The sequence below is a fragment of the Fodinibius saliphilus genome, assembly GCF_005869845.1.
Lineage (GTDB): Bacteria > Bacteroidota > Rhodothermia > Balneolales > Balneolaceae > Fodinibius > Fodinibius saliphilus.
The window spans coordinates 714,801-738,731 of sequence record NZ_VAWF01000001.1 but is presented as its reverse complement, the minus strand read 5'-3'; the positions used below and the strand labels follow the sequence as shown (position 1 = coordinate 738,731).

At 39.0% G+C, this 23,931-nt stretch carries 20 protein-coding genes; 17 read left to right on the top strand and 3 right to left on the bottom strand.

Annotated elements, in window-relative coordinates:
• Window positions 1-142 precede the first annotated feature (142 nt).
• The 8 genes from FCN14_RS03020 to FCN14_RS02985 all read left to right on the top strand — a co-directional run bounded on the left by FCN14_RS03020 (window position 143) and on the right by FCN14_RS02985 (window position 6,673).
• Window positions 143-1,462, top strand: a complete 1,320-nt coding sequence (locus FCN14_RS03020; protein WP_138429609.1) for a restriction endonuclease — start codon at window positions 143-145, stop codon at window positions 1,460-1,462.
• Window positions 1,463-1,640: 178 nt separating this feature from the next.
• On the top strand, window positions 1,641-1,874 hold the full coding sequence (locus FCN14_RS03015) for a hypothetical protein (RefSeq protein ID WP_138429608.1): 234 nt from the start codon (window positions 1,641-1,643) through the stop codon (window positions 1,872-1,874).
• A 79-nt stretch (window positions 1,875-1,953) separates the two neighbouring features.
• Entirely contained in the window at window positions 1,954-2,166 is a 213-nt protein-coding gene (locus FCN14_RS03010; RefSeq protein ID WP_138429607.1) for a hypothetical protein, read from the top strand.
• 271 nt (window positions 2,167-2,437) lie between these two features.
• Window positions 2,438-3,382, top strand: a complete 945-nt coding sequence (locus FCN14_RS03005; protein ID WP_138429606.1) for a restriction endonuclease — start codon at window positions 2,438-2,440, stop codon at window positions 3,380-3,382.
• A 144-nt stretch (window positions 3,383-3,526) separates the two neighbouring features.
• Window positions 3,527-4,408: a hypothetical protein gene (locus FCN14_RS03000; RefSeq protein WP_138429605.1), complete on the top strand. Its 882-nt coding sequence runs from the start codon at window positions 3,527-3,529 to the stop codon at window positions 4,406-4,408.
• A 146-nt stretch (window positions 4,409-4,554) separates the two neighbouring features.
• Entirely contained in the window at window positions 4,555-5,169 is a 615-nt protein-coding gene (locus tag FCN14_RS02995; protein ID WP_171032786.1) for a type VI secretion system-associated protein TagO, read from the top strand.
• 166 nt (window positions 5,170-5,335) lie between these two features.
• Window positions 5,336-6,070 carry a hypothetical protein gene (locus FCN14_RS02990; RefSeq protein ID WP_138429603.1) on the top strand — a complete coding sequence of 245 codons (735 nt, stop codon included), beginning with the start codon at window positions 5,336-5,338 and terminating at the stop codon, window positions 6,068-6,070.
• A 156-nt stretch (window positions 6,071-6,226) separates the two neighbouring features.
• Window positions 6,227-6,673 carry a hypothetical protein gene (locus tag FCN14_RS02985; protein WP_138429602.1) on the top strand — a complete coding sequence of 149 codons (447 nt, stop codon included), beginning with the start codon at window positions 6,227-6,229 and terminating at the stop codon, window positions 6,671-6,673.
• Window positions 6,674-6,802: 129 nt separating this feature from the next.
• On the opposite strand, the gene FCN14_RS02980 is transcribed toward FCN14_RS02985, so the two are convergent.
• Window positions 6,803-7,879 carry an IS110 family RNA-guided transposase gene (locus tag FCN14_RS02980; protein WP_138429601.1) on the bottom strand — a complete coding sequence of 359 codons (1,077 nt, stop codon included), beginning with the start codon at window positions 7,877-7,879 and terminating at the stop codon, window positions 6,803-6,805.
• Between the two features lie 281 nt (window positions 7,880-8,160).
• On the opposite strand from FCN14_RS02980, the gene FCN14_RS02975 reads away from it, so the two are divergent.
• A complete protein-coding gene (locus FCN14_RS02975; protein ID WP_138429600.1) occupies window positions 8,161-8,670 on the top strand; it encodes a DUF4395 domain-containing protein in 510 nt (169 codons plus the stop codon).
• Between the two features lie 382 nt (window positions 8,671-9,052).
• On the opposite strand, the gene vapC is transcribed toward FCN14_RS02975, so the two are convergent.
• Window positions 9,053-9,286, bottom strand: a complete 234-nt coding sequence (gene vapC, locus FCN14_RS15865) for a type II toxin-antitoxin system VapC family toxin (protein ID WP_212747551.1) — start codon at window positions 9,284-9,286, stop codon at window positions 9,053-9,055.
• Between the two features lie 372 nt (window positions 9,287-9,658).
• Here vapC and FCN14_RS02965 point away from each other — a divergent pair, with 372 nt between their 5' ends.
• From FCN14_RS02965 to FCN14_RS02945, 5 genes are all read left to right on the top strand, one after another.
• A complete protein-coding gene (locus FCN14_RS02965) occupies window positions 9,659-10,855 on the top strand; it encodes a sensor histidine kinase (RefSeq protein ID WP_138429599.1) in 1,197 nt (398 codons plus the stop codon).
• A 229-nt stretch (window positions 10,856-11,084) separates the two neighbouring features.
• Window positions 11,085-11,462 carry a VOC family protein gene (locus FCN14_RS02960; protein ID WP_138429598.1) on the top strand — a complete coding sequence of 126 codons (378 nt, stop codon included), beginning with the start codon at window positions 11,085-11,087 and terminating at the stop codon, window positions 11,460-11,462.
• 7 nt (window positions 11,463-11,469) lie between these two features.
• Window positions 11,470-11,745: a helix-hairpin-helix domain-containing protein gene (locus FCN14_RS02955; RefSeq protein WP_138429597.1), complete on the top strand. Its 276-nt coding sequence runs from the start codon at window positions 11,470-11,472 to the stop codon at window positions 11,743-11,745.
• Window positions 11,746-12,471: 726 nt separating this feature from the next.
• On the top strand, window positions 12,472-13,626 hold the full coding sequence (locus tag FCN14_RS02950; RefSeq protein ID WP_138429596.1) for an efflux RND transporter periplasmic adaptor subunit: 1,155 nt from the start codon (window positions 12,472-12,474) through the stop codon (window positions 13,624-13,626).
• Between the two features lie 36 nt (window positions 13,627-13,662).
• On the top strand, window positions 13,663-16,773 hold the full coding sequence (locus FCN14_RS02945) for an efflux RND transporter permease subunit (protein ID WP_212747550.1): 3,111 nt from the start codon (window positions 13,663-13,665) through the stop codon (window positions 16,771-16,773).
• A gap of 351 nt (window positions 16,774-17,124) precedes the next feature.
• Here FCN14_RS02945 and FCN14_RS02940 read toward each other — a convergent pair whose 3' ends face one another.
• Window positions 17,125-19,980, bottom strand: a complete 2,856-nt coding sequence (locus FCN14_RS02940) for a PAS domain-containing sensor histidine kinase (RefSeq protein ID WP_138429595.1) — start codon at window positions 19,978-19,980, stop codon at window positions 17,125-17,127.
• 463 nt (window positions 19,981-20,443) lie between these two features.
• On the opposite strand from FCN14_RS02940, the gene deoC reads away from it, so the two are divergent.
• From deoC to FCN14_RS02925, 3 genes are all read left to right on the top strand, one after another.
• Entirely contained in the window at window positions 20,444-21,343 is a 900-nt protein-coding gene (deoC, locus tag FCN14_RS02935; RefSeq protein ID WP_138429594.1) for a deoxyribose-phosphate aldolase, read from the top strand.
• Between the two features lie 156 nt (window positions 21,344-21,499).
• On the top strand, window positions 21,500-23,020 hold the full coding sequence (locus FCN14_RS02930; protein WP_138429593.1) for an aldehyde dehydrogenase family protein: 1,521 nt from the start codon (window positions 21,500-21,502) through the stop codon (window positions 23,018-23,020).
• 41 nt (window positions 23,021-23,061) lie between these two features.
• Window positions 23,062-23,931, top strand: a complete 870-nt coding sequence (locus FCN14_RS02925) for an aldehyde dehydrogenase family protein (RefSeq protein WP_138429592.1) — start codon at window positions 23,062-23,064, stop codon at window positions 23,929-23,931.

Here is a 23,931-nt window from a genome sequence, read left to right as displayed (position 1 = left end):
ATCAAATGGCTAACAAGCGTTTCAAGCGGACTCGTTTAGGGTTCGGAATCTTAATTTTAACAACTCGGCTCGCCGCTTAAACGCAGGGTCGTTAGTTGCACTCCCAAATTCACTCTAAATTCAAAACAGTTTAAAAAAAAGAATGGGTCATTATTCAAACCTACATATAGGAGATGAAGAACTATCCTGGAAATATTATCTCCCACCGCATGTTTCATTTTTGTTTGGCAAAGACGATTATTTTGAAGATTCGGAAGTGATAGATGAGGAAGAAGAGTTACTATACTTTGGATATAAAACTACATGTGAGCAAGCTTTAAATAAGTTAGATCAATGGGGCTTTGATTGGGAATTAATTGAAACCTTCTACAAAAGTATTTATGAAGAACTAAGGGAAGACTATTTGTTTTCATTGAAATATGATTTAGAAGATCACCGCGAAAATGGAGATGTTGAGAAAAAAATTTCAGATCACTTAGAAAAATTCCCAAGATTATCACGTTCGGAGGAACTTCAGGATTACATTAATTTTATACTTCCTTTATTGAAGGCTTCAAAACATGGAGAAGAATCTACGGTTCAAAGTAAAGACGGGAACAGTTATTCAATCCAACCAAGCAGTACAAATAGTGGTTCTATTTATGTCCAACATGATCTTCATCAATTTCTTTTTGGTAGAACTTTAAAATACCCTCCTTGGATTTTCATAATTTCAAACTTGTTTGAATATGATATAGAAAGGGATTACCAAGAAATTATATCAATAATATATTTTCGATTTCTTCTTGAATCTCATCCAAAGGAAGAGCCAGTCATTTTAGACCTTGCTGATTTATATGAAGAACCAGAAGAGATAAAGAATTTCCAAGAAAAATCAGCAAATCACTTGATAAAAAAGGTCAATATCTTCAATAAGTTTTTTGAGTCGATAATTAATGAAGAAGAAAATCTAAAAAAGTTAGTTTTAAAGAATAAGATCACTGAAGAACTGGATAGAATTGACAACATTCCTTCAGGTTCAAATTATTTAAAAGGTAAAGCATTAGAAGATATAACTGACATAATTTTCTCGAATATTTCGGGCCTAGATGTAATTGATAAAAAATATTCGAATGGTGATGAAGAAATAGATTTATTAGTGAAAAATGACCTTAACAAACCCTTCTGGAATGCATTTTCTAGTCCCTTAATTTTTATAGAATGTAAAAACTGGAAGGAAAAAGTTGGTACAGCGGAATTAAGAGATTTTGAAGGTAAATTACGAAATCATTCAAAACTGGTTAAAATTGGGATTTTTGTTGGTTTCAATGGCTTTTCAAGGGAAGTGGTAACTGAATTAAAACGGTCTTCAAAAGAAGACTACCATATCGCATTAATAACTCGTCAAGATTTAGAGAGTTTTGCATCATCAAAGGATTCTATTTTGAAATGGTTAGAAGAATTAATGGTCAAAGTTTATTAGAATTATAAATAAATACCCGTGCAACTAACCCGCGCATTAACGCGGACAGGCCTCGCCATCTCCTTGCCTCCCTTCCATTTATTAGTTAATCTTTTGTTTTAAAACCAATTCGACATCTTAGCGCCTGCCGGTTATGCGCAATGTCGTTAGGCAAACTTAAAACCAAATACCCTAATTTATGTTTGAAAAGACTATTTATTGTAAAAAATGTCGAGAGAAAATTGGAAGAGATATTTTAAAAATTGCATCAGATGATAACTCAGAAGAGTCGCAATCAAAGCAAAATAATAATCCAAGTTTTGATCAGGAATTCATAGACCAGATTGATGCAGAAAAGACAGAAAAACTTGGCTTTATAGTTCGGATTCCTTGTCCCCATTGCAGTGAGTATAATTTTTTAAGTATGTATTAAAATAAAATGTTGACTTTTTAACTATTACGGACTATTTAAATAGCCTTTATTAATTTTAACAAATCAAGAAGATTACATTATGGGAGTAAAATTTGGAGAAGTAGACTCAAACCAGATACTTGAGAATGAATTTCGAATCGGGGTTTTGGAAAGTATTTTAGATCGTATTTTCCAAACTAATCCGACAATAAATGGTCCAAGCCAGAGTGAAGTGAATAAAATTAGACAACAAGTAGCTGATCAACTAAAAAAGAAATACCCAAATTCGGGTATTGAGTTTAAAAAGGATTAACCATCCTCCTCAAAATTATTTCAATTCAAGGCTTCTCTTTTTGGGGAGCCTTTTTAATTCGCTGCCCTAATTCTATTGTTGCAGTTTGCCTAACCCGCGCATTAACGCGGACGCACCTCGCTCTCCTACGCTTCAAACCCAAAGCTTTGGTGAGCATGCCCCTGCCGCTCTTGGTTTTAAGACTCTTCTTTCGTTAGTTGCTAATTCAACATCAATCCGTGCGCAGGTTATGCGCAATGTCGTTAGGTCCACCTAAAAACTTCATCAATTTATGACCAAGAATAGAGATCATACAAAACAAATTTCACCTGCTGCTCTTCATGCTTTAAAAGAGGCGTTAACTTACATTTACTGGTTTAAGTCTGATTTAAGAAGTTTCTTATCTCACAGCCTCCAAGATTCTCAATTAATTGCTAAACTTAATTGGGATGATTATAAAAGAAATGTGGTAGGTAACCTTGTTGACTTTCTTGCTCGAAACGAAGATGTATATCAAAGAAAGCTTTTGAAGTTGATGACTGATGTAGCCAAAGTTAAAGACTTTAGTCATTTGGCACGTATCGAAGATGGTGAAGAAAAAATTGAAAGAGCTGAAGATTCAGTAAAAGCCCTCCAGGAACAAATAAAAGGTCTTGAAGATATTTTGGAGGAAGAAAAAGAAATTGAAAGAAGACGTGAAGAAGCCCATCAAAAAATGATGGAGACCACTGCTGTCAAAGAAAAGCTTAAAGAGCTTAAAAAAGTTTATTATGAATTGCTTTCTTCTGATGATCCACAGCAAAGAGGTTATCAGTTAGAAACGATCCTGAAGGATTTATTTGAGCTTTTTGATCTCGATCCCAAAGCTTCTTTTAAAATCAAAGCTGAACAGATTGATGGTGCTTTTACATTTGAAAACACTGATTATCTATTTGAATGTAAGTGGCAAAATAATCCAGTTAATGCCCAAGATTTAGATAGCTTAGCAGGTAAACTATCGCGAAAACTTGAAAACACCTTAGGACTTTTTCTCTCAATTAATGGCTTTTCACAGGATGCAGTTGAAGTCCATTCTTCTGGACGAAGCCTAATGATTTTGATGGACGGTAGTGATTTAATGGCAGTTTTAGAAGGAAGAATTGACCTAATCAAACTATTGCTAAGAAAAAGAAGAGCAGCAGCCCAAAAAGGAAATATTTATCTTCAAATTCATGAAATACTGGTCGGTGGAACCTAACCCGCGCATTAAGCGGACAGGCCTCGCCTATTCTTGCCAGCCTCACTTTTTATAGTTAACCTTTCATTTGTAAATAATTTCAACACGTTAGCGCCTGCAGCTTATGCGCAATGTCGTTAGCTGGCTTAACAAGTAATTCAATTCATGGAAAACAGGAAACCTTACACTTTTGCAATTCATGGTGGTGATTATACCCTGATCAGAGAAATCTCCAGAGATACTTTCAATGAATTTGATAGGATTCACTCAAAATTGAATTACTATTACAGGGATTTTGATTTAGTATCAATTTTAGAAGCTAACTTTATCCAATTCGAACATTCTTTTTCAGAATTGCCCAAAGAATTCAATCCTCAACATTTTGACAGAGAAAAGAAATTAAATGCTTTGTTTAATGTAAACAGACATGCTGCAAACGTACTCATGGCATTCAGATTATTTCTTGATCATACCGAAACAAGGTTAAAACGAAGCTATGGAGAAAATTCAGAGATGTTTGAACACTTTGATGAAACAACATCTCATTTTTATGATGAAACAGATGATTATTCAATTATCTATCAACTCAGGAATTTTGTTCTACATGTTGGAAAACCGATTACCGCGACAGCAACCGCAAATTTACAAGATAAGTCAGAACAAACTTATAACTCAGAAATAAGTTGGCATCTTGACAGAGATGTTTTATTAAATAAGTTTGACGGATGGAAGGAAATAGAAAAGAAAAAACTAAAAGAACAGCCTAAAGAAATTGACCCTTTAAAACTTTTTGAGTCTGCAGTAAACTACATAAAGGGCATTGATGAGAAGGTTAGTTCTAAAGAAAAGGCGATTCTAAGAGATGATGCGATGAAACTAATGAACCTGTTCGATAATGAAATTGAGAAGGCTATAAATTTTGCTGTTGGATTAGTAAAAATCGAAGATGATAATGGGAAAATGGAAGCAACTTTAACCAAGTTTCCATTTGGTCCCTTGTTAGATCTAGGTTTTGAATTTGAGAATATTGATAAGCCAACCAGCTAACCAGCGCATTAACTCGGACAGGCCTCGCCCTCACTTGCCACGCTCCCGTTTATTAGTTAACCTTTCATTTTGTAATTAATTCGACACTCCGGCGCCTGCAGCTTATGCGCAATGTCGTTAGCCACATTAAACCTAGGGAGGTACAAATGAAAAAACTTCTACTTGCTACACTAATTGTTTTGTTTACATCAAATGTACAAGCACAATCCGAAAGTTTTGAAAGTTACGTTCAAAAGCTTATTCAGATTTCACAAATTGAATCAAACGATGAAAGACTTAGTGAGTACGACTTGCTCGCTGAAGAAGCTCGTTTATTATTAGATAGATTAAATCAATCTGAAAGTGCAGGAGATTGGCAAGTTCAAACTAAAACGAACCCACTTGATGATACAAAAACTGTAGTCGGTGTTATTGAAGCAAGCCAAGGAACAAATGAATATGGCAGAAGTCCTGTTTTAGTTGCTAGGTGTCAAAGTTTTGAAATAAATTTTTATATAAACTGGGGTCAATATTTAGGAGATAATGCCCGAGTTACATATAGGTTAGGAGATGATGAGTCTCAAACTAGCCGATGGAGTCTTTCCACCGATTCACAAGCCACCTTCTTTCCTAGGGGTGTAACCGACTTCCTAAAAGAAATGCAAAATCATGATAGGTTTGTTGCCCAAATAACACCTTATAATTCAAGTCCAATTACAGCAGTTTTTAATATTGGCGGTGGTGAAAGTATTATTCCTGATATTTTATCTTGTGGCAATTAAATGTGGCTAACAAAGCAAATTAAGCGGACTTGTACACTGTTTGCTCGTAGGTAAATTATTTTGGTTGTAGTAAAAATCATACATATTTACTAACTCCTAAGCGGTAAGTACAAGCCGCTTATTTGCCAAACCGTTAGCCAAACTTAACTTAATCTAAAATTTGATAATGGATTCGAGTGAACAAAACTCAGATTATGAAAAATTAAGAGATGAATTATTCGAGGTAAGAGTTGACTATAAATCTTGGTTAAGAAGTTTAAAAATAATAGCGACATCTATTTCAGTCATACTATTCATATTAGCTTTTTTTGGATACTCAAAGATAGAATCGATTGAAAATACTATCTATCAACAAGTTGATGAAAGGTTACAGATAACTGACTCTCTACTTTCCTCAATAGATCAAAGTAAAATTGACTCTTTGAACTCGAGATTAAGGGAAAAAGAAAGAGAATATGACCAAACGATTAAAAATTTGGAGAGTACAATTGATAAAAGTAAGGAGCTACAAGAGAAACTACTTGAATCAATGCCTGCAAATAGTAGGACTCAATATTCATTGGAATCACACTATGAATATTCATCAGAAGGATTATTTACCACTAATACCATTCCTCAGCAAATTAAGCCGAATTCTAAATTTGATATAAACTTAATAATTCATGAAGAAGTAGATTTGAATAAAATTGATGTAATTTATCTTTCTATCATAAAAAGAGATGAAGATGATAATAGAATTCTAGTAAAAAATAATTTTTACGAACTCAATGAAAGACTAAATAAAATACCTGTCAGATTTGATTTAAATAAAGGTAAGTTCAACTTAAGGGTTGGTTATATCGTAAGTGAAGACGGGGAAAATTATTTTTACAACAAAAGAGTGCCCATCACAATCAAATAAAGTTTGGCTAACCCGCGCATAAACGCGGACGCAACTCATACCAGGGTTGCGTCCTTTGCTTTTGGGGAAACATTTTCAGAACGTGCAATTCATCAAGATCCTGTTGCGCCGGTTATGCGCCAATCGTTAGGCATTAACCCCAAACAAAAATAGATTATGAATAAATTACTTGAGAGTATTGCTTATATCCTTCTACAAGGAGAATATTCATCTTTTATCCAATTAATTTTATCTGTAGCTATATTAGTCAAGGTCTTATCATTTATTACAAAAACCCTTCAACTTGAGTCAAGCAAGAGAGCAATAAAGGCCTGCAAAGGAATAGCTATAAAAATTGGCAAATGGTTTTTAGCAGCTAATAGACATCCATTCGAACCGAGCCCCTTGACATTAAAATTTCTAAAGTGGTCAGAAAAATTAAGTTACTGGAGTTGCGCGTTATATTTTTTCGCCTTCTTTTTAACAACTTTAGGTCTTTTAATAATAAATACACCAGAAGGGCTAAAAGGTTATTTTGCTTTTTTATTTGTTTTTTCTCTCTTCTTTGCATCGAATATCTATTATGTAAAGGGACTAAAAGTCAATACACAAATAGATAGTTAATGCCTAACCCCTTTAAAAAGGAAAATGTCAAGCAGACAGTCCTCACCTAGGTGTTCGTTTAATTTTACTCAATAAATCCTATAACCATAACCTGTTACTGGCAACCGGTTTCGTTTGATCACGTTCGGATTACCTGCCGGCATCCAAACCCCTTTTCGGGCTTATCCTCCGCCAATGGGCAGAAGCTGCAGCTCTTACGGGCTGCCCCTTAAATCCTTTATACTCTTCGTTTCTTGTTAACATATACCACACGCCTTTGGCCAGTTCCTTGGCGACCACGGCTCGGGCTACCGGGCGGCCGCTTCGGCGTTTAATCTTGTGGTAGAATTTCTTTACCACTTTATAATGAGTGTAGGCAGAGACGGCCGCTTGGCCGAAAGCTGCCCGCAGGTACTTGTTGCCATCCTTGTTTCCTGATTTATGTCTGCTCTTCCCTCCGCTGTTTTTACTACCCGGTACTAGTCGACAGTAGCTGACAAACTGCTTAGCACTCGGAAAGCGGGTGATGTCGCCAATCTCGGCCAAGATGGTCCAAGCACCGACCTTGCCCAACCCCGGCACCGCCATCAGCCGCTCGGCGGAGGCCTCAAAGGGTACCTGCTTCTCAATCTCTTCTTCGATGCGATGGATATGGCTCTGCACCTGGCTGATTTGTTCAATTAATAATTGCGCTTGCAGGTTCGCAGCAGGGGGCAGCTGTGGCCCCAGCCAGTCGCCCAGCTTATCCAGATAGCGCCACTGCGTGCCGCCGATCTGCACGTTATACTTGATAGCCTGACCCCACAACGCAGACTGCAGCTTTCCGCGCCACTGGATCAGCCGCAGGCGTCCGCGGGTCAACTCCCGCAGCTCCCGCCGGTCGTGTTGTACCTGGTAGGCTTCCGGGATAAGGTCCGCCCGGAGCAGTTCGGCCAGCGTCTTCGCATCCACGGTATCGGTTTTAACCTTAGCATAACTGATGGCTTTAACCATTTTCGCGTGAACCAGCGTCAACTCGACGCCGTTCGCCCGACACCAGTCACTGAGCCAGTACCAGTTGCTCGTACATTCGACCACTGCCCTAACGGGCCCCTCGAAGTCGCCGAAAAAATCTTCCAGTGATCGCCGGGACGTCGGCAGCTTTGCCTCCCTTATCACCTTCCCATTGCCGTTAAGTGCTACATTTACCATATTATTAGCGTGAAGATCTATTCCTACATAGGTCATGGAGTCCTCCTTGGATTAGTTACAGTTGATACTTCTAATCTAAGTGAGGACTTCCTTTTTGGAAAGATCCTGCGCATTAAGGGGGACACGCCTCGCCCATTCTTTGCCCCTCTTGGTTTTGAGTCTCTTCTTTCGTTAGTTGCTAATTCAATATCAATCCGTGCGCAGGTTATGCGCAAGGTCGTTATAGGGCTTAACCATTCACAATATTTTAGTTGCCCGAATTACTACTAAATAGATTATTTTATAAAAAGAGATTTTGTAGTTATATGTGATATGCTATGGAAACAAATAAAAATATAGGAGATGTTTCTAACCTTTCCGAAGCTCGAATTTCACGAATTAAAGAGCAAGGTTATGCTTTGGGATATAGCAAAGATGAAATTTGTCAACATGCAGTCGGCAATCGGTTTGCCTATCAAATGTGTACACTATTATTCACTACTGGTCTTATTTTAACAAATATTCCCATCTTAGCAGTGGCCATGCTAATTGCTGCTTTGACAGTTTTTTTGCCTTACCATCCATTTGATTATCTCTATAATCACAGTTTGCGGCATTGGCTTAACAGACCTAAACTCCCACCGAGAAGTGCTCAAGCAAAATTTGCCTGTGGAATTGCTTCTATTTGCTTAGGTGTTATAATTTATTTGTTTTATCAATCACTATATCTATGGGGCTATTTGTTAGGAGGAGTATTATTTGTTGTTGCTATACTTGTCAGTACCGTTGATTATTGCATTCCTTCGAAAATTTATAACGCTTTATTTCAGAATGATAAAGCTGTTTAACAATTTTGTAAACATGCCCTATAACCCCTTTAAAAAGGAAAATGTCAAGCAGACAGTCCTCACCTAGGTGTTCGTTTAATTTTACTCAATAAATCCTATAACCATAACCTGTTACTGGCAACCGGTTTCGTTTGATCACGTTCGGATTACCTGCCGGCATCCAAACCCCTTTTCGGGCTTATCCTCCGCCAATGGGCAGAAGCTGTAGCTCTTTGGGAACTACTATCCCAGATCTCCGGCCGGCCAGCCAGCCTATTCCCCAATCCCGCGCACGGGCTCGGTGTCCCTCTTAGGCGTTCGGGTTTATAGGCTGGGGCCAGCAGGTTTGCGAGGCTACCCGTACAGGGCGCCCCTTATGCGCAAGGTCGTTAGGTGTACAACACTAATCAGCATAAATTTGTAGTGGCAGTTGGGTTGCTATTTGGTCAAAGTCTTTATCATGATGGAGTAGCTCCACTTCATGTTCAATGCACCAACTTCCGATGAGCATATCTACCGTTTTTCTAATTGTTACTCCTTTCGATCGAAGAAAACGAAAATTAGATGCTGCTTTTATTGCCAGAGTCTTCCCTCCCAAATGAACACAGTCTAACGGATTAAGAGCTTGTTTGGCCAACCTAAATTCTTGTCGATATCAAAACCTTGTAGAATTTCGGTGAGAATAATATCTCCAACAAGAACTGACTGCTCAGAAAGGATCCGGTCAAGGCTTTCGGTTTGCTTGTGTTCTATGCCATTGAAATAGTCAACCCATACGCTGGTATCTACTAAAATCACTTCTCGTCAGTCCTCATGTCTTCCAAATCACCTTTCCAGTGCAATTTTCCACGCGAGGGCCGAATATTAACCGCCTGAACATTATATGACTTTCCCGTATCTACAAACCCTATTGGCTTTATTATATTCAGTTTCCTCTTAAGAAAAGTGCTAGCACAAAAGCATATTCCTCAGTATATTTTTTAATGCTTAAGCTAAAAGTGAGGGTTATATGTCAGGTAAGAAGCCGAGGAAAGATGTGGAGAATTTAGTACACGGCCATAATTGGGAGGAATCCCCGCTGGGGCCAATGGAGGAGTGGCCGGAAGCCTTTTCTGGACTATTTAAAACGATTTTGGAGATCAAAATACCTATTCTAATATGTTGGGGAGAGAGTCTGATCAGTATTTATAATGATGCGTATCGACCTTTGTTGGGCAAAAATCCAAAGGTGATGGGACAATCATTTAAAGAAATTTCCAGCGAAGCTCGTGAAATTGTCGGGCGGCAAATTAACCAGGTTCTAACCACCGGTGAACCCGTTTTGATAAACAACGTAAAATTCCCGGTATATCGAAATGATAAGGAGGAAACGGTCTGGTTTGATTACTCTTACAGTCCAATTCGAGATTACAAAGGTGATATTAAGGGTATCATTAAAATGGCTATTGATGTTACCGATAGGGTTCGAGCGGAAAGCGAACTTACGAAACTGCATAAACTGATCAACAATGATGTATCTCAGCAATCTTTAAATTTGAAGGATTATAAAAATCAACTTCAGGAGCTGATCTATCGATTAAATAAAGCACAAACCACAGAAAGTCATAAGATCGGTAAGTTGATTCATGACCACTTGGGGCAACTACTGGCTTTATGTATTATTAAAACAGACCAGTTGCGAGGGGAAGTAAAGGAAGAGGGAATACTTGCAAAGATAGAAGATTTAAAAGAGCTCCTGCTGAAAGCAAATGACAAAACCTCAGAGTTTATCAATATGCTTAAACCTCCGCCAATCCTAGAAAAAGATAACCTTGTAGAGTTGATGCAATGGTTGGCAGAACAGATGAGCAATTATAACTTAGAAGTGACTATAGAGGATGACGGAAATCCAAAACGTGTTAGTGAAGAAAATCATTTGGTCCTGTATGAAAGCGTACGAGAACTTTGCTTTAATGTAATTAAGCATGCGGGCATAGACGAGCTGACTGTAAAACTCGAACGAACGCATAATCAAATTCATATCATTGTTAAAGACAAGGGAAAGGGATTCGACGTGGAGAAAGAAAAAAATCAGTTTGAAATTGATGGAGGGTATGGTCTATTTAATATAAATGAGCGGATGAAGAAACTAGGTGGAAGTATGACTATTGAATCACAAAAAGAAAAAGGAACTAAAGTACATCTCATTTTCCCAGCTATTGATTAGCATAAACTGCACATTTGAAGGTGGCACCTTGCCAAGTTTTGCTACTTTTTTTTAAAGTATCGTGCTTCGATAGTTGTTAATTAATATCAATTTGCATGCATCTTATGTGTCATGTTTTTATACCGCTTAACTCATAGAAATATAGTTGAAAATGAGATACCTGATTTTAGTATTGATATTATTTGGCTTCATATTTAACTCGTACTCGCAAGAAACTAATAATAAACAAATGAGAGAGGACAAAATTTTAGGTCTTAGAACGGTAATTTATAAAGTTGATGATCTACAAAAAGCCCAAAAGTGGTATTCCAATATTCTCGACAAACCTCCTTATTTTGCTGAATCTTTTTATGTTGGATTTAATGTTTCAGGCTTTGAACTTGGGCTGCAACCTGTTGAAGGGGAATTAACAAAATCAAGTAATGAAGTTGCTTATTGGGGGGTAGAAAATATTCAAAAATTCTATGACCGATTAATTAAATTAGGTGCCGACCCTGTGGAGAAACCTCAGAGTGTTGGGGGAAATATAAAAACAGCCACCGTAGAAGATCCTTGGGGTAATGTATTTGGCATTATTTATAATCCAAATTTCAAAGCAGAAGATTAGTATCGCAATGAATAAAGAAGAAGCTATCAAAGAGCTTTCAACAATTCCCGGTGTAGGAAAATCAATTGCCAATGATTTATGGAATATAAATATAAAGTCAATTTTAGATTTGAAGGATAGATCACCTGAAAAATTATATGATTTAAGTAATCAGAAGGCTGGTGTTGTACAGGACAGATGCCTTCTTTACGTATTTAGATGTGCAGTCTATGTTGCGAATACTCCCCAATGGCAACAAGAAGAGGAAAAGTTAAAGTGGTGGAATTGGAAAGATGAGGAATAAATCTAAATTGATTTTTATTAGGAAACGTCAAATGGTATATCTGGAGCATTAACTCTAAGGCACCTCCCCCATCGTTCCGGATTTAGTTTTGCAACTTATTTTTCGTCACTTGCTTAGTCAGAAACGATCCATAAACAGGTTATGCCCAGGTCGTTATACTGCTCAATGAATGCTAGCTTAAAAGTTGTTTATGGAATTTTATGCAGAAGCTGTTCAATAACTTGCATTTATTAGTGCTGTGTTCAGTAGACTCGCCTTTACTGAAGCTGCCTCATTATTAAATGCAGGAACGGCAACCAATGCCCCTTTTATTTGGAATCATTTATACCTTTGTAAGATGGTAAAAGTGACTAAGTTGAAATTCCTGTACATAGACTATGTAATCCTTACAATTAACAACTACCCCCTAGTCAGAGCTTCCTCCCCCCTTCGAACTACTTAGATAGAGATTTTGTCATAATATTTGTTCTATCCGTGATTCGCACCAGTTGTTTGTGGAGATGTTTGTCGTTATACCATTTTCACCTAGAATACTCAGCGCAATAGTTAGTAAAATATAACCGCTGGATTGTGGGGGGGATAATAACTTAATTCAAATTTCAATTAGATTCTTTATATATATTAAAAAATAATGCACTGAAAAAATGTTTAGCAGTTAATATTTGTTGGAACATTATCAAGAAACTTAGTAGCACTATAATTCCAGAATAAATTGAGATCCCCTGTATGAGTTGGAAAAGAACAGTCATCCTTTGTCTCGCCATTCTTTTAGGAAGTGCTTTGATGGTTTTATTCATCTTTTCTACTGAACCTTCTGCACAAAAAACGGGAGCTACTCAAAAAACAGCCATGCTCGTTGAAACAGTAGAAGTTCAGAAGGGATCTTATCACCCCCGTATCGAGGGTATGGGGACAGTAATACCGGTCCGTGATATCATGCTGAGTCCACGTATAAGCGGCCAAATATTGGAGGTAACATCAAAAATGACACCCGGAAACTATGTCGAAAAAGGTGATACCCTGCTTAAAATAGACCCCACAGATTATCAAAATGCCTTACAACAGAGAAAAAGTCAGCTTACCCAGGCAAAATCAGATTTAGTAATTGAAATGGGACGTCAACAAGCTGCCCGTAAAGAATATGAAGCCTATGGTGATACGCTTCCTGCACAAAATAAAGCATTAGTACTTCGTAACCCCCAGTTGCAATCGGCACGTGCCCAGGTACAATCGGCAGAAGCAGCTCTATTGCAAGCCAAAGAAAACCTTGCCCGCACTGTAATTACTGCACCATTTAATGCTCAGGTTCTAAGCAGAAATGTTAATATTGGATCACAGGTAGCTCCGGGCAACACCTTGGGCCGCTTGGTAGGTACCGATCATTTCTGGGTTGAAGCAACAGTGCCGGTCTCAAAATTGAAGTGGATTCCTATTCCTGAAAATTCTTCATCTGATACTGTGGTAACAATTAAAAACCGATCGGCTTGGTCTCCAATACAAAAACGTAAAGGGGTTATCGATAAAGTACTCGGTTCACTTGAGGGACAGACAAGGATGGCCCGTATACTCGTAACTGTTCCTGACCCTCACACCTATCAAAATGAAAGTAGCAGTCGCCCAAAGTTAATGCTGGGTTCATACGTGCAAACAATAATAAAAGGCAAACAACTGCCAAACATCTTTAGAATCGACAGAGATTATATTCGGAATGACGAAACAGTTTGGGTAATGAAGAATGGGAAATTAGATATTCGGTCGGTTTCCATCCTGCTACAAGATGCAAAGTATGCATATATCTCAAATGGGTTAGAGAATAACGAACAATTAGTAACCACTAATTTATCAAACCCCACCCAAAGTGCTCCGCTTCGTCTGCAATAGCTTTCCGATATAAAATTGTTCTAACTTTCATTCTATATGGCAACAAATACAGACATGAATAATTCCCAGTCTACCAACAGTGGTATTATTGCATATATGGTGCAAAACCCTATTGCAGCTAACCTATTGATGTTTATTCTATTGGGAGGCGGAATATGGTCGATGTATACTATCCAGAAAGAAGTTTCTCCACAATTTCAACTCGATATCGTAGAAGTAAGCGTCGTATATCCAGGTGCAGCTCCGAGCGAAGTAGAGCAGGGTATTTTGCGACCAGTAGAAGAAGCCATACGAGGTGTACAAGGCATAAAAGAAGTCACTTCTACAGCTAATGAAGGCTCAGGCGATGTATCGATTGAACTGATATCCGGCACCAATCGCATGAAAACGTTCCAGGATATTGATCAGGCAATTAATCGTATTCGCACTTTTCCTGATGATATTGAAGAGCCTGAGGTACGCCTTCAATCCAATCAGCAAGAAGTAATGTCTATTGGAATCTATGGGGATACAGATATTTGGACTCTTCGCAAGTTAGCGGAAAATATGCGTGATCAGCTGTTAAACAGCAATGAAATTACACAGGTAGAGATTGGCAATGTTCCTGATTATGTGACTCATGTTGAAATACCCAGCAGTAATCTCAGAAAGTACAATATTCGTCTCGCAGAAGTTGCAGATCTAATTGCAGAATCCAGTGAAGATATTCCTGCCGGTGCAATAGAGACTAATGCAGGTGAAATTTTATTGCGCCTGCAAGAACGCAAAAAATGGGCCGAAGAATTTGAGCAGATTGAAATAATTTCTTCGGGCACCGGGGCTTCCATAATGCTTGGTGATATTGCTACAATTACTGATGGTTTTGAAGAAACGGGTTTTCACGGAACTTTTAATCATAAACCTACGGTAGATCTGCAAATTTACCGTGTAGGTACGCAATCTCCACTTGATATCGCCGAATCAGTGCGCAATATCCTTGAGAATGCTAAATCTTCTTTCCCTCCCGGCGTTACCTACCGCATTGATAGTAATAGTGCCCGTGACTATCGAGATCGTTTATCTCTGTTAACCGAAAATGGATTTTGGGCGATCATTATTGTCTTATTTATCTTAGCGCTTTTTCTTGAATACAGGCTGGCCTTCTGGGTAATGATGGGAATGACTATCTCTTTTATCGGTGGCCTCCTGTTCCTCCCTCTTATTGGGCTCAGTATAAATATGATATCAATGTTTGGTTTTTTGGTGGTACTGGGTATCGTAGTTGATGATGCCATTGTGGTGGGGGAAAATATCTTTGAGTATCGACAAAAAGGTATGACCTTTATAGAAGCCGCTATTGCCGGAACGCGTGATATGAGCAAGCCGGTTGCTTTTGCGATACTTACCAATATTATAGCCTTTATTCCCCTGCTATTTATTCCGGGTACCACTGGTAAATATTGGTGGCCTCTTCCAGCAGTAGTTATTGTTGTATTAACAGTTTCCCTGTTTGAGGCACTATTTATTTTACCGGCACACTTAGCTCACAGTTCCAAAGAAGAAAGTAACTTTATAGCCGGCAAGTACCTACATCGCTGGCAGCAGGCATTCTCAAAACGTTTTAACAATTTTATAAATACATACTACAGAAGATTTTTAAATACTTGCCTAAAATACCGCTATGTCACATTAAGTACAGCTATTGCTCTACTAGTTATCATTGGCGGATATGGGTATAGCGGGCATATGGGAATGGTTATGATGCCTGAAGTGGCTGCTGATGAGATTGAATCAGGGGTATCCCTGCCGGTAGGCACTACACCGGCCCAGGCAGAAAAAGTGGCGAAAGAGATCTCAAACTCTACTCAAAAGATGTTTGATGAACATAACCTAGATCGTGTAGCTGAGGGGATCAAGACAAATGTTCGGGGGCAGAGTTTTATAGATGTTGAAATTGTTATGAAACCTCCCAATGAACGGGATATGACGGCAAGAGAAGTTATTGAGCTTTGGCGCAATGAAATAGGTAATATAAAAGGTGTCGATCAAATAAGTTTTGAAGCAGAACGGGGTCCTGCCGGTTACCTGCCCGATATCAGTGTAGATTTAAGTCATTCTGATATAGAAGTACTTGAAAAAGCCAGCCAATCATTTTTAGAAAATGTTGAAGCTTTTGATGCTACTCGCGATGTTAATGATAATTATAACAGAGGCAAAACACAGTACGATTTCAAGCTATTGCCCGAAGGTCGTCAAATGGGATTAACTCCCTCTATTGTCGGAGAACAGCTGCGAAATGCTTTTTACGGGGCTTTAGCAAAACGTCAGCTACGAGGAACAAATGAAATTGAAGTGCGAGTGAAACTCCCCTATGAGCAACGTAAGGACCTTCACGAATTGCAAAAATTTGTTCTTCAAACCCCTGATGGGGTCGAAGTACCTCTTAAAGATGTAGTGAAAATTGAGCAAGGAGAAGCTTTTACTTCTATCAACCGAAGGGATGGACGCAGGGTAGTTTCGGTAAGTATGGATGCTGAACCGGCTGATGCTGTAGGACGTATTCTGGAATCCCTTCAAAAAGAAACACTGCCCCAGCTTAAACAAAGTTTCCCCGGAATCACATGGAGTTTTGAAGGAAGCCAGGCCGAAATGAGAGAATCTACCCAAGCCCTATGGGGGGGATTTGCGTTTGCTATGATAGTTATATACGGAATATTAGCGGTAGCTTTTAGCAGTTATTGGCAACCATTAATAGTAATGGGCGCCATTCCATTTGGAATTGTCGGAGCAGTGATAGGACATATTTTACTGGGATATAACTTATCTCTGGTTAGTCTAATGGGGGTAATTGCACTATCAGGAGTAGTATTAAATGATTCCCTGATAATGATAGATTATGCCAATAAAAAACGGCCAAACCAATCAGCCTTTGAAGCAATTAGTGAGGCCGGGTTGCGCCGTTTCCGACCTATTATGTTAACAACCTTAACAACTTTTGGAGGCCTCACTCCTATCATTTTGGAAACTTCGGGGCAAGCTTACCACTTAATACCAATGGCTATTTCGCTGGGTTTCGGTATTATCTTTGCCACCTCTATTATATTGGTGATTGTGCCATGCCTGTATATGATACTTGAGGATACAATATCGGTATTAAAATCTACATAATAACAACACATTCTTATTTGAGTTTTTGTATTCAGTCACAATAGGTAAAAATTGTACCGGTTAAAGCTATTAGCAAGAAACCACATGTTATAAATATTGTTGGATGTAATGCGTAAGTTATTTTATACCATGAATTTACCTAAATTTATATTCTATATATGGTTTTCAATGTATGAAGCTGTTCTCCATTGACAGAATCCGAGCCATCATTATTATTAGTAATCTCTTGTATTTATAGTGCTTCTCCTCCGAATTTTTTGCAAAAAAAGTAAACAATACGCTTAGGTAATAAGGAAACCTTATGCGATGCTTCAACACTTAAGGAGATTGTAAAATTTTTGTTTACGAAACCTACTTTTTCTTAAATGAAAGTGTAAATACCGTCCCCTCACCTGTTGACTGGTATTCATACTCTCCGTCAAGCTGCTTTGTTAGTTTATCAATAAGATGGGTGCCCAGAGAATCTGATCCGTCTGAGATATCAAAGTGATCCGGCAGACCAACACCATCATCTTCAATACGAACCTTCACAAGTTGCCCTTCTTTTTGCACCCCCAACATTAGGCATCCTCTTTCTCTTCCCTTAAAGGCATGTTTTAATGAGTTTGTTATCACTTCACTAGCCACAAGAGAAGAAGGAATAGCTTGGTTTAGTGATAAATCGACTTCTTTAAGGTCTGTTTTAATATCAATTTCGATATCAACTTTCATTGTATTAACCAGTTTATCAGCTATAGTCTTGATATTTTGAGAAAATGCTACACTTGAAAACATCTCCGATTGATAAATATGCTCATGGATGGAAGCCATTGTACCTATACGCGCTACATTATCAAGTAACTTGGACTCCAATTCCGGATCTTCTTCCTGAAATGCCTGTAGCTGCATCATACCGGAAACTACGGCCATATTATTTTTCACCCTGTGATGAACCTCTGCCAATAATGTCTCTTTCTCTTTAAGTGCCTCCTTGATATCTTCTTCCGCTTTTCTACGTTCTGTAATGTTTGTGAGTGAACCTACCATGGCAACCGTTTCCCCGTCTTTAACTATGGGAGCTTCATTTACTTCTACCCAAATTATTTCACCGGTTTCTTTTTGCAGCTCCAATTCGAAAGGTTTCTGTGTCTCTCCCGTAGCAATCGCTTGTTCTGTCTTTTTAAGGCCTTTTTCATTAATAGGATTGTCAGTAGCAAATTTAGTCCACTTTGTTTTAGCTTCTTCCGGGCTACAACCTAAAAATTCTTTCGATTGGGGACTCACATACGTTAATACATGATCGGGGGTATGACGGTAAAACATGTTTGTACTGTATTCAACGATTTCACGAAGTTTCTGTTCTGCTTCATTGAGTTTATTCTCAGCTCGTCTTCGAGCGGTTATATCGATAGCTAACCCTCCTGTTGAATCTTTGAGACCCGGCACATCATTAAGCGGAAACATGGAGGTGACGAAATAGCGCTCCTCCCCATCAATCGTTACACTTTCATAAAAGGTCTTTGTTACTTTGTCTTTGAGTATCTCAAGATCATGTTCATAAAATTTTTCAGCTACCGGTTTACCTAATAAATCAAATATATTCTGTCCTACCACCTTTTGATTTTCTAGTCCAAACAGCTGTTTCCATTCATAATTTGCAAGTATTATTTTGCCCTCTTTATTGCGAACCCAGATTGGAGTCTCAACATTTTCTGTAATTGATTCAAGTAAACGACGGTGTCGCTCTTCTTTTTTCTTGGCTTCCTTACGTTCAGTTATATCCTGCATTGCTCCAATAATACGAACGGCCTCTCCATTATGATCTCTAACAAGAGATGCTCTGTCAAAAATATGTTTGTAACTACCGTCTTTACATTTAAAGCGATACTCAAGTTGAAAGCGATCTGTCCCATTTTTTAGAACCTGATCAAGTTTATTAATAACACCTTGGCGATCGTTGGGGTGTATCTTTCGCTCCCACCATTTTTGTAAATTTGCGATCTCTGTTTTGTCATAGCCAAACATGTCATAAATCACTTTATTATAGCTAATTTCATTCTTTTGAAGGTCAAGGTCATAGATGGTATCACTTGTTGCTTGTGCTACAATATCGTAGCGTTCCAGGCTTTCTCGTACTTTTTCTTCTTTTTGAATCTGTTTAGTTACATCTCTTTCAATGGCAATAAAATGGGTGCAGTTTCCGTCATCATCAAAGATGGGGTCTATGGTAATATCCAACCAAATTTTCTCTCCCTCTTTAGTGTAATTTAAAATACGTTTTCTGATAGATCTTTCGTTACCAACAGCTTTTGCCAGCTGAGCAACTGTTTCGGGGGCTGTTTCATTGCCCTGCAAGAATTCCCCGGGCACTTTACCTGCTACCTCATCCTGGGTATAGCCTGTTAGTTCTTCAAACATGGTATTGACCCAAATGATACGTTCCTCATCATCTGTAATAATTACGGCATCGGTCGTTTTAGAAGCGACCAAGGAAAGTCGCTCAAGTTTTGTATTTAAATCATTGATTTTTTTAAAATCTGTAGCTGTAATAAGATATCCTATAACAGTAAGTAACAAACCAAATCCGGCTATAAACCAAAAAATAATTGCTCGCAACCCATGGGCTACTCCCGTTAATGCAGCAGTAAAAGCATCTTCATATTCTGTTAACTCCTCATCAATTTGAGCAACCTTGTGAACATACTCTCTTCGTTGCTGTGGTAGTATATTGCCTTCGGTAACTTGTTGGTGAAAGTTTCGGGCAATAGTCTCGAGTTCCCTGATTTTTTTATCAGCTTGTTTCCAAATATTGAATGGTTTTTCAACATAGGTTAAATCATGGAAATTACTTCCCAACCATACCATAAGTTCAATATCCTTAGAATGGAGCTGGCTTACCTGAAATCCTTCGCGGGCAGTTTTCAAGTCAGGAGGATCTGAAATCATCGCTTTTCGGGTATCAGAAAACCGGTTGTGCAGGTTGAGGGCTTCTTTAAACTGTTCATAATCTTGCAATTCTTCATACTGCATATACTCTAGAATATGCCTGGTTGCACTTTTTTGTGCTTTAGACCACAGCCCCTCTCCCGTTACATAAGCCCGCACAGAAGACATTGTTTTTGTACCATAATAGGATGCAATCACCAAAAAGGCGGCCAGAATTATAAATACGGCAAGGATCCGTATACGGCCGTTAGCCTCCCTAGATTTTCTATTAAATAAAGCCATCTATTTATTTGGCACCTATATAGTTAAATGTATAGTAAAAAATAAATGCATTATATGACTATATAAAAATGTTGATTTAAGTCGTAAAAATATAGTAGTATGATCTCATCTTATATTTCTATATTCGTCTTTATCATTGACTAATTAATTATTTTAAATAATGCTTTTTAAAGCTGTTGTTATTTAAAGACTGGTGATAGCCATCTTCATTCAGTATGGTACGTTATTTGTTCTACAACAATAAATAAGCAAAAAAAAATTCCTGCCTAATTATTTATAGCAGAACGCTATAAACTATTTCTTGCATTTTATAACTCATACGTTATTATCGGAAAATATTCAGCCAGGTTTAGCCGTATTACTTTGGTGTAAAAGTTATCTTATACTTAACTTCGACATCTTTCATATATTGCGAACGGCAATCTGTATTAAGCAACAACGCTATAACTAATAAGATTTTATTTTGAAGATTTCAGATTTCAAACAAACTGTCCCTATCGACCAAGTTGGAATAGAACAACGGGTAGCACGTCTTAACTCCAGGAGTATCAAAAAAGAGTCGAAAGTACAGGCCTTGAAACTGGCGTTAAGTATGGTAGATCTTACGACTCTTGCCGGTATGGATACTCCGGGTAAAGTTACTCAGCTTTGTCATAAGGCCAAGAAACCCTATGCAAATTTACCAGACCTGCCCTCTGTGGCGGCTGTTTGTGTCTATCCTAATATGGTGAGTGTTGCTGAAAAAGCGCTTCGAGGTACAGATATCAATTTAGCAAGCGTTGCTACTGCTTTTCCCAGTGGTATGGCTACACTCGATGCTAAGCTTGATGAAACTCGTAAAGTGGTTGAAGACGGAGCTGACGAGGTAGATATGGTGATCTCACGCGGTGAGTTCCTGAAAGGAAACTACAGTTATGTCTATGATGAAATTGCTGCCGTTAAAGAAGCCTGTGGTGACGCTCATTTGAAAGTAATTTTGGAAACCGGAGAACTGCAAACCTATGAAAACGTTCGAAAAGCAAGTGACCTGGCAATGCACGCCGGAGCTGACTTTATTAAAACATCTACCGGGAAGGTAAAGCCAGCCGCAACACAGCCGGTAACCTTGGTGATGCTAGAAGCTATCAGAGACTATTTTTATGATACCGGACGCATGGTAGGCATGAAGCCGGCCGGAGGCATCCGCAAAGCCAAACAGGCGATTCAATACCTTGTGATTGTAAAAGAAACACTGGGCACAGACTGGTTAACCCCTGAGTATTTCCGCTTTGGAGCCTCTTCGCTTGCTAACGACCTGCTTATGCAGATTGTGAAACAAAAGACCGGGGTGTACCAGAGTGCCGACTATTTTTCTAATGATTAATTATACCTTATAACGGAATCTAGCTTTATTCCACTTGTCAACTTGAACTCGTTTCAGGATCTGAATATAAGATTCATTATTTTACCCTTAGCTAAGTGGCCATTGGTTTCTTGCCCGTTTTCAAAGACTTATTAACTTTTCAATTGATCAAATACTATGTCCGAAGATCAACAAACTGCCGATCCCATTGAGGAAAAGCCATTTAAGCCTTCCTCTCCCAGCTCTAAGCTTAACTTTGATGGATTCTGGGAATATGATGATGCCCCACAAGGCACCGATCATGTTGAAGTGAAGGAGCAGTACAATCTTTTTATAGGAGGAGAATTTGTTGCCCCCGCAAAGGGTCGATATTTTGATTCTATTAACCCGGCTACTGAGGAGGTTCTTTGTTCATTTGCCGAAGCAACACAACAAGATATTGACAAAGCAGTAGAAGCTGCTCGTAATGCTTTTGAAAATGAGTGGTCAGAGCTTGAAGCCAAAGAACGCGGCAAATATATATTCCGTTTAGCCCGTCTGATACAGGAACGGGGCCGAGAGTTCGCCATTCTTGAATCGCTGGATGGTGGTAAACCTATCCGAGAATCCCGGGACGTTGATATACCACTTGCTGCTGCCCATTTTTTCTATTATGCCGGTTGGGCTGATAAACTGGAATATGCTTTCCCCGGGAAAAAAGCAGAACCTCTTGGCGTAGCGGGACAGATCATCCCCTGGAACTTTCCTCTGTTGATGTTAGCCTGGAAAATTGCCCCTGCCCTTGCAACCGGTAATACGGTTGTACTAAAACCGGCAGAAACCACCTCCCTGACAGCCCTGAAGTTTGCTGAGCTGTGCCGGGATGCGGGACTACCGGATGGAGTTGTTAATATTGTGACCGGAGCAGGACAAACAGGCTCTACTATTGTTAATCATAAAGGCATCGACAAGATTGCCTTTACAGGCTCTACCAAGGTTGGTAAGATTATAAAAGAGTCCCTTGCCGGCACCGATAAAAAATATACTCTGGAACTGGGTGGTAAAGGTCCTAACATCATTTTTGAAGATGCTCCCATTGATCAGGCCGTAGAAGGAATTATTAATGCGATTTTCTTTAACCAGGGACACGTGTGCTGCGCAGGATCACGCCTATTTGTACAAGAAGGTATTGCTGATGAAGTAGTTCAGAAGCTGCGTGATCGTATGGAAACCCTTATAGTAGGAGATCCACTTGATAAAAATACCGATATTGGGGCTATTAACTCTGAGCAGCAGTATAATAAGATTAACGAATATCTCGAGCTTGGCGTCAATGAGGGTGCTGATATGTATCAAAGTTCCTGCCAAATCCCTGAAGAGGGATATTTCTGTCGGCCTACCCTCTTTACCAAGGTAGCCCAGTCGCACCGCATTGTACAGGAAGAGATCTTTGGGCCGGTACTGACGTTACAGACCTTTAGGACTGCCAAAGAAGGTATTGAGAAAGCCAACAATACCCCTTACGGGCTTGCCGGTGGTGTGTGGACCGACAAAGGGTCTAAAATATTTAAAGTTGGCAGTAAAATCCGAAATGGTGTGGTATGGTCCAATACCTATAACCAATTCGACCCCACTTCTCCTTTTGGTGGTTTTAAAGAAAGTGGCGAAGGACGTGAAGGCGGGCTTCACGGTCTGTATCCCTATGTTAAGCTAGTTTAAAGTATTCTTTAAAAGAACTTACAATATTAGATCTTAGTTTTATGTCTGACAGAATAGAAGTTTTAAAAACCTATAAAACATATGTAGGCGGCAATTTTCCGCGAACAGAATCCGGACGATACTATAAAGTCTATGATAAAGATGAAAACGTACTGGCCAACGCCTGTCAATGCTCGCGTAAAGATCTTCGTGATGCCGTAGTTGCAGCTAGAGATGCTCAAGATGGCTGGAACGACCGAACCGCTTATAATCGCGGACAGATACTATATCGCATTGCTGAAATGCTAGAAACACGAAAAGCACAATTTATAGATGAGCTGGAAACCATTGGTTACAGCAATGATGAGGCCAAAGAAGAGGTCAATACCTCTATCGACCGATTGATTTATTATGCAGGCTGGTCTGACAAATACCAGCAGGTTTTCGGAAGTATTAACCCGGTTGCCAGTTCTCATTTTAATTTCTCTTTGCCCGAACCGATGGGAATCGTCAATATCTGGGCTCCCGAAGAACGCCCCCTTTTGGGATTAGTATCGGTGATGGCCCCTGTTATTGTGGGGGGCAACAGCTGTATTATCCTGGCGTCTGAGAAGTATCCATTAAGTGCGGTTAGTTTTGCGGAGGTTCTTAACTCCTCGGATGTACCCGGCGGAGTAGTCAACATTCTAACTGGATATCGCGAGGAACTTCTTGAACATATGACGACCCATATGGATGTTAATGCCTTTTTCTATACCGATCCTGATATTAGTCAAGAAGCCCGGAAACAAATTGATGAGAATGCCACTTTAAATCTTAAGCGAGTAATTCGAAAACCGGTCGAAGACTGGTTGGCTGAAGATTCCCAGTCGCCCTATTTCATCACCGACTTCCAAGAAATTAAAACTACCTGGCATCCTGTTGGTCTTTAA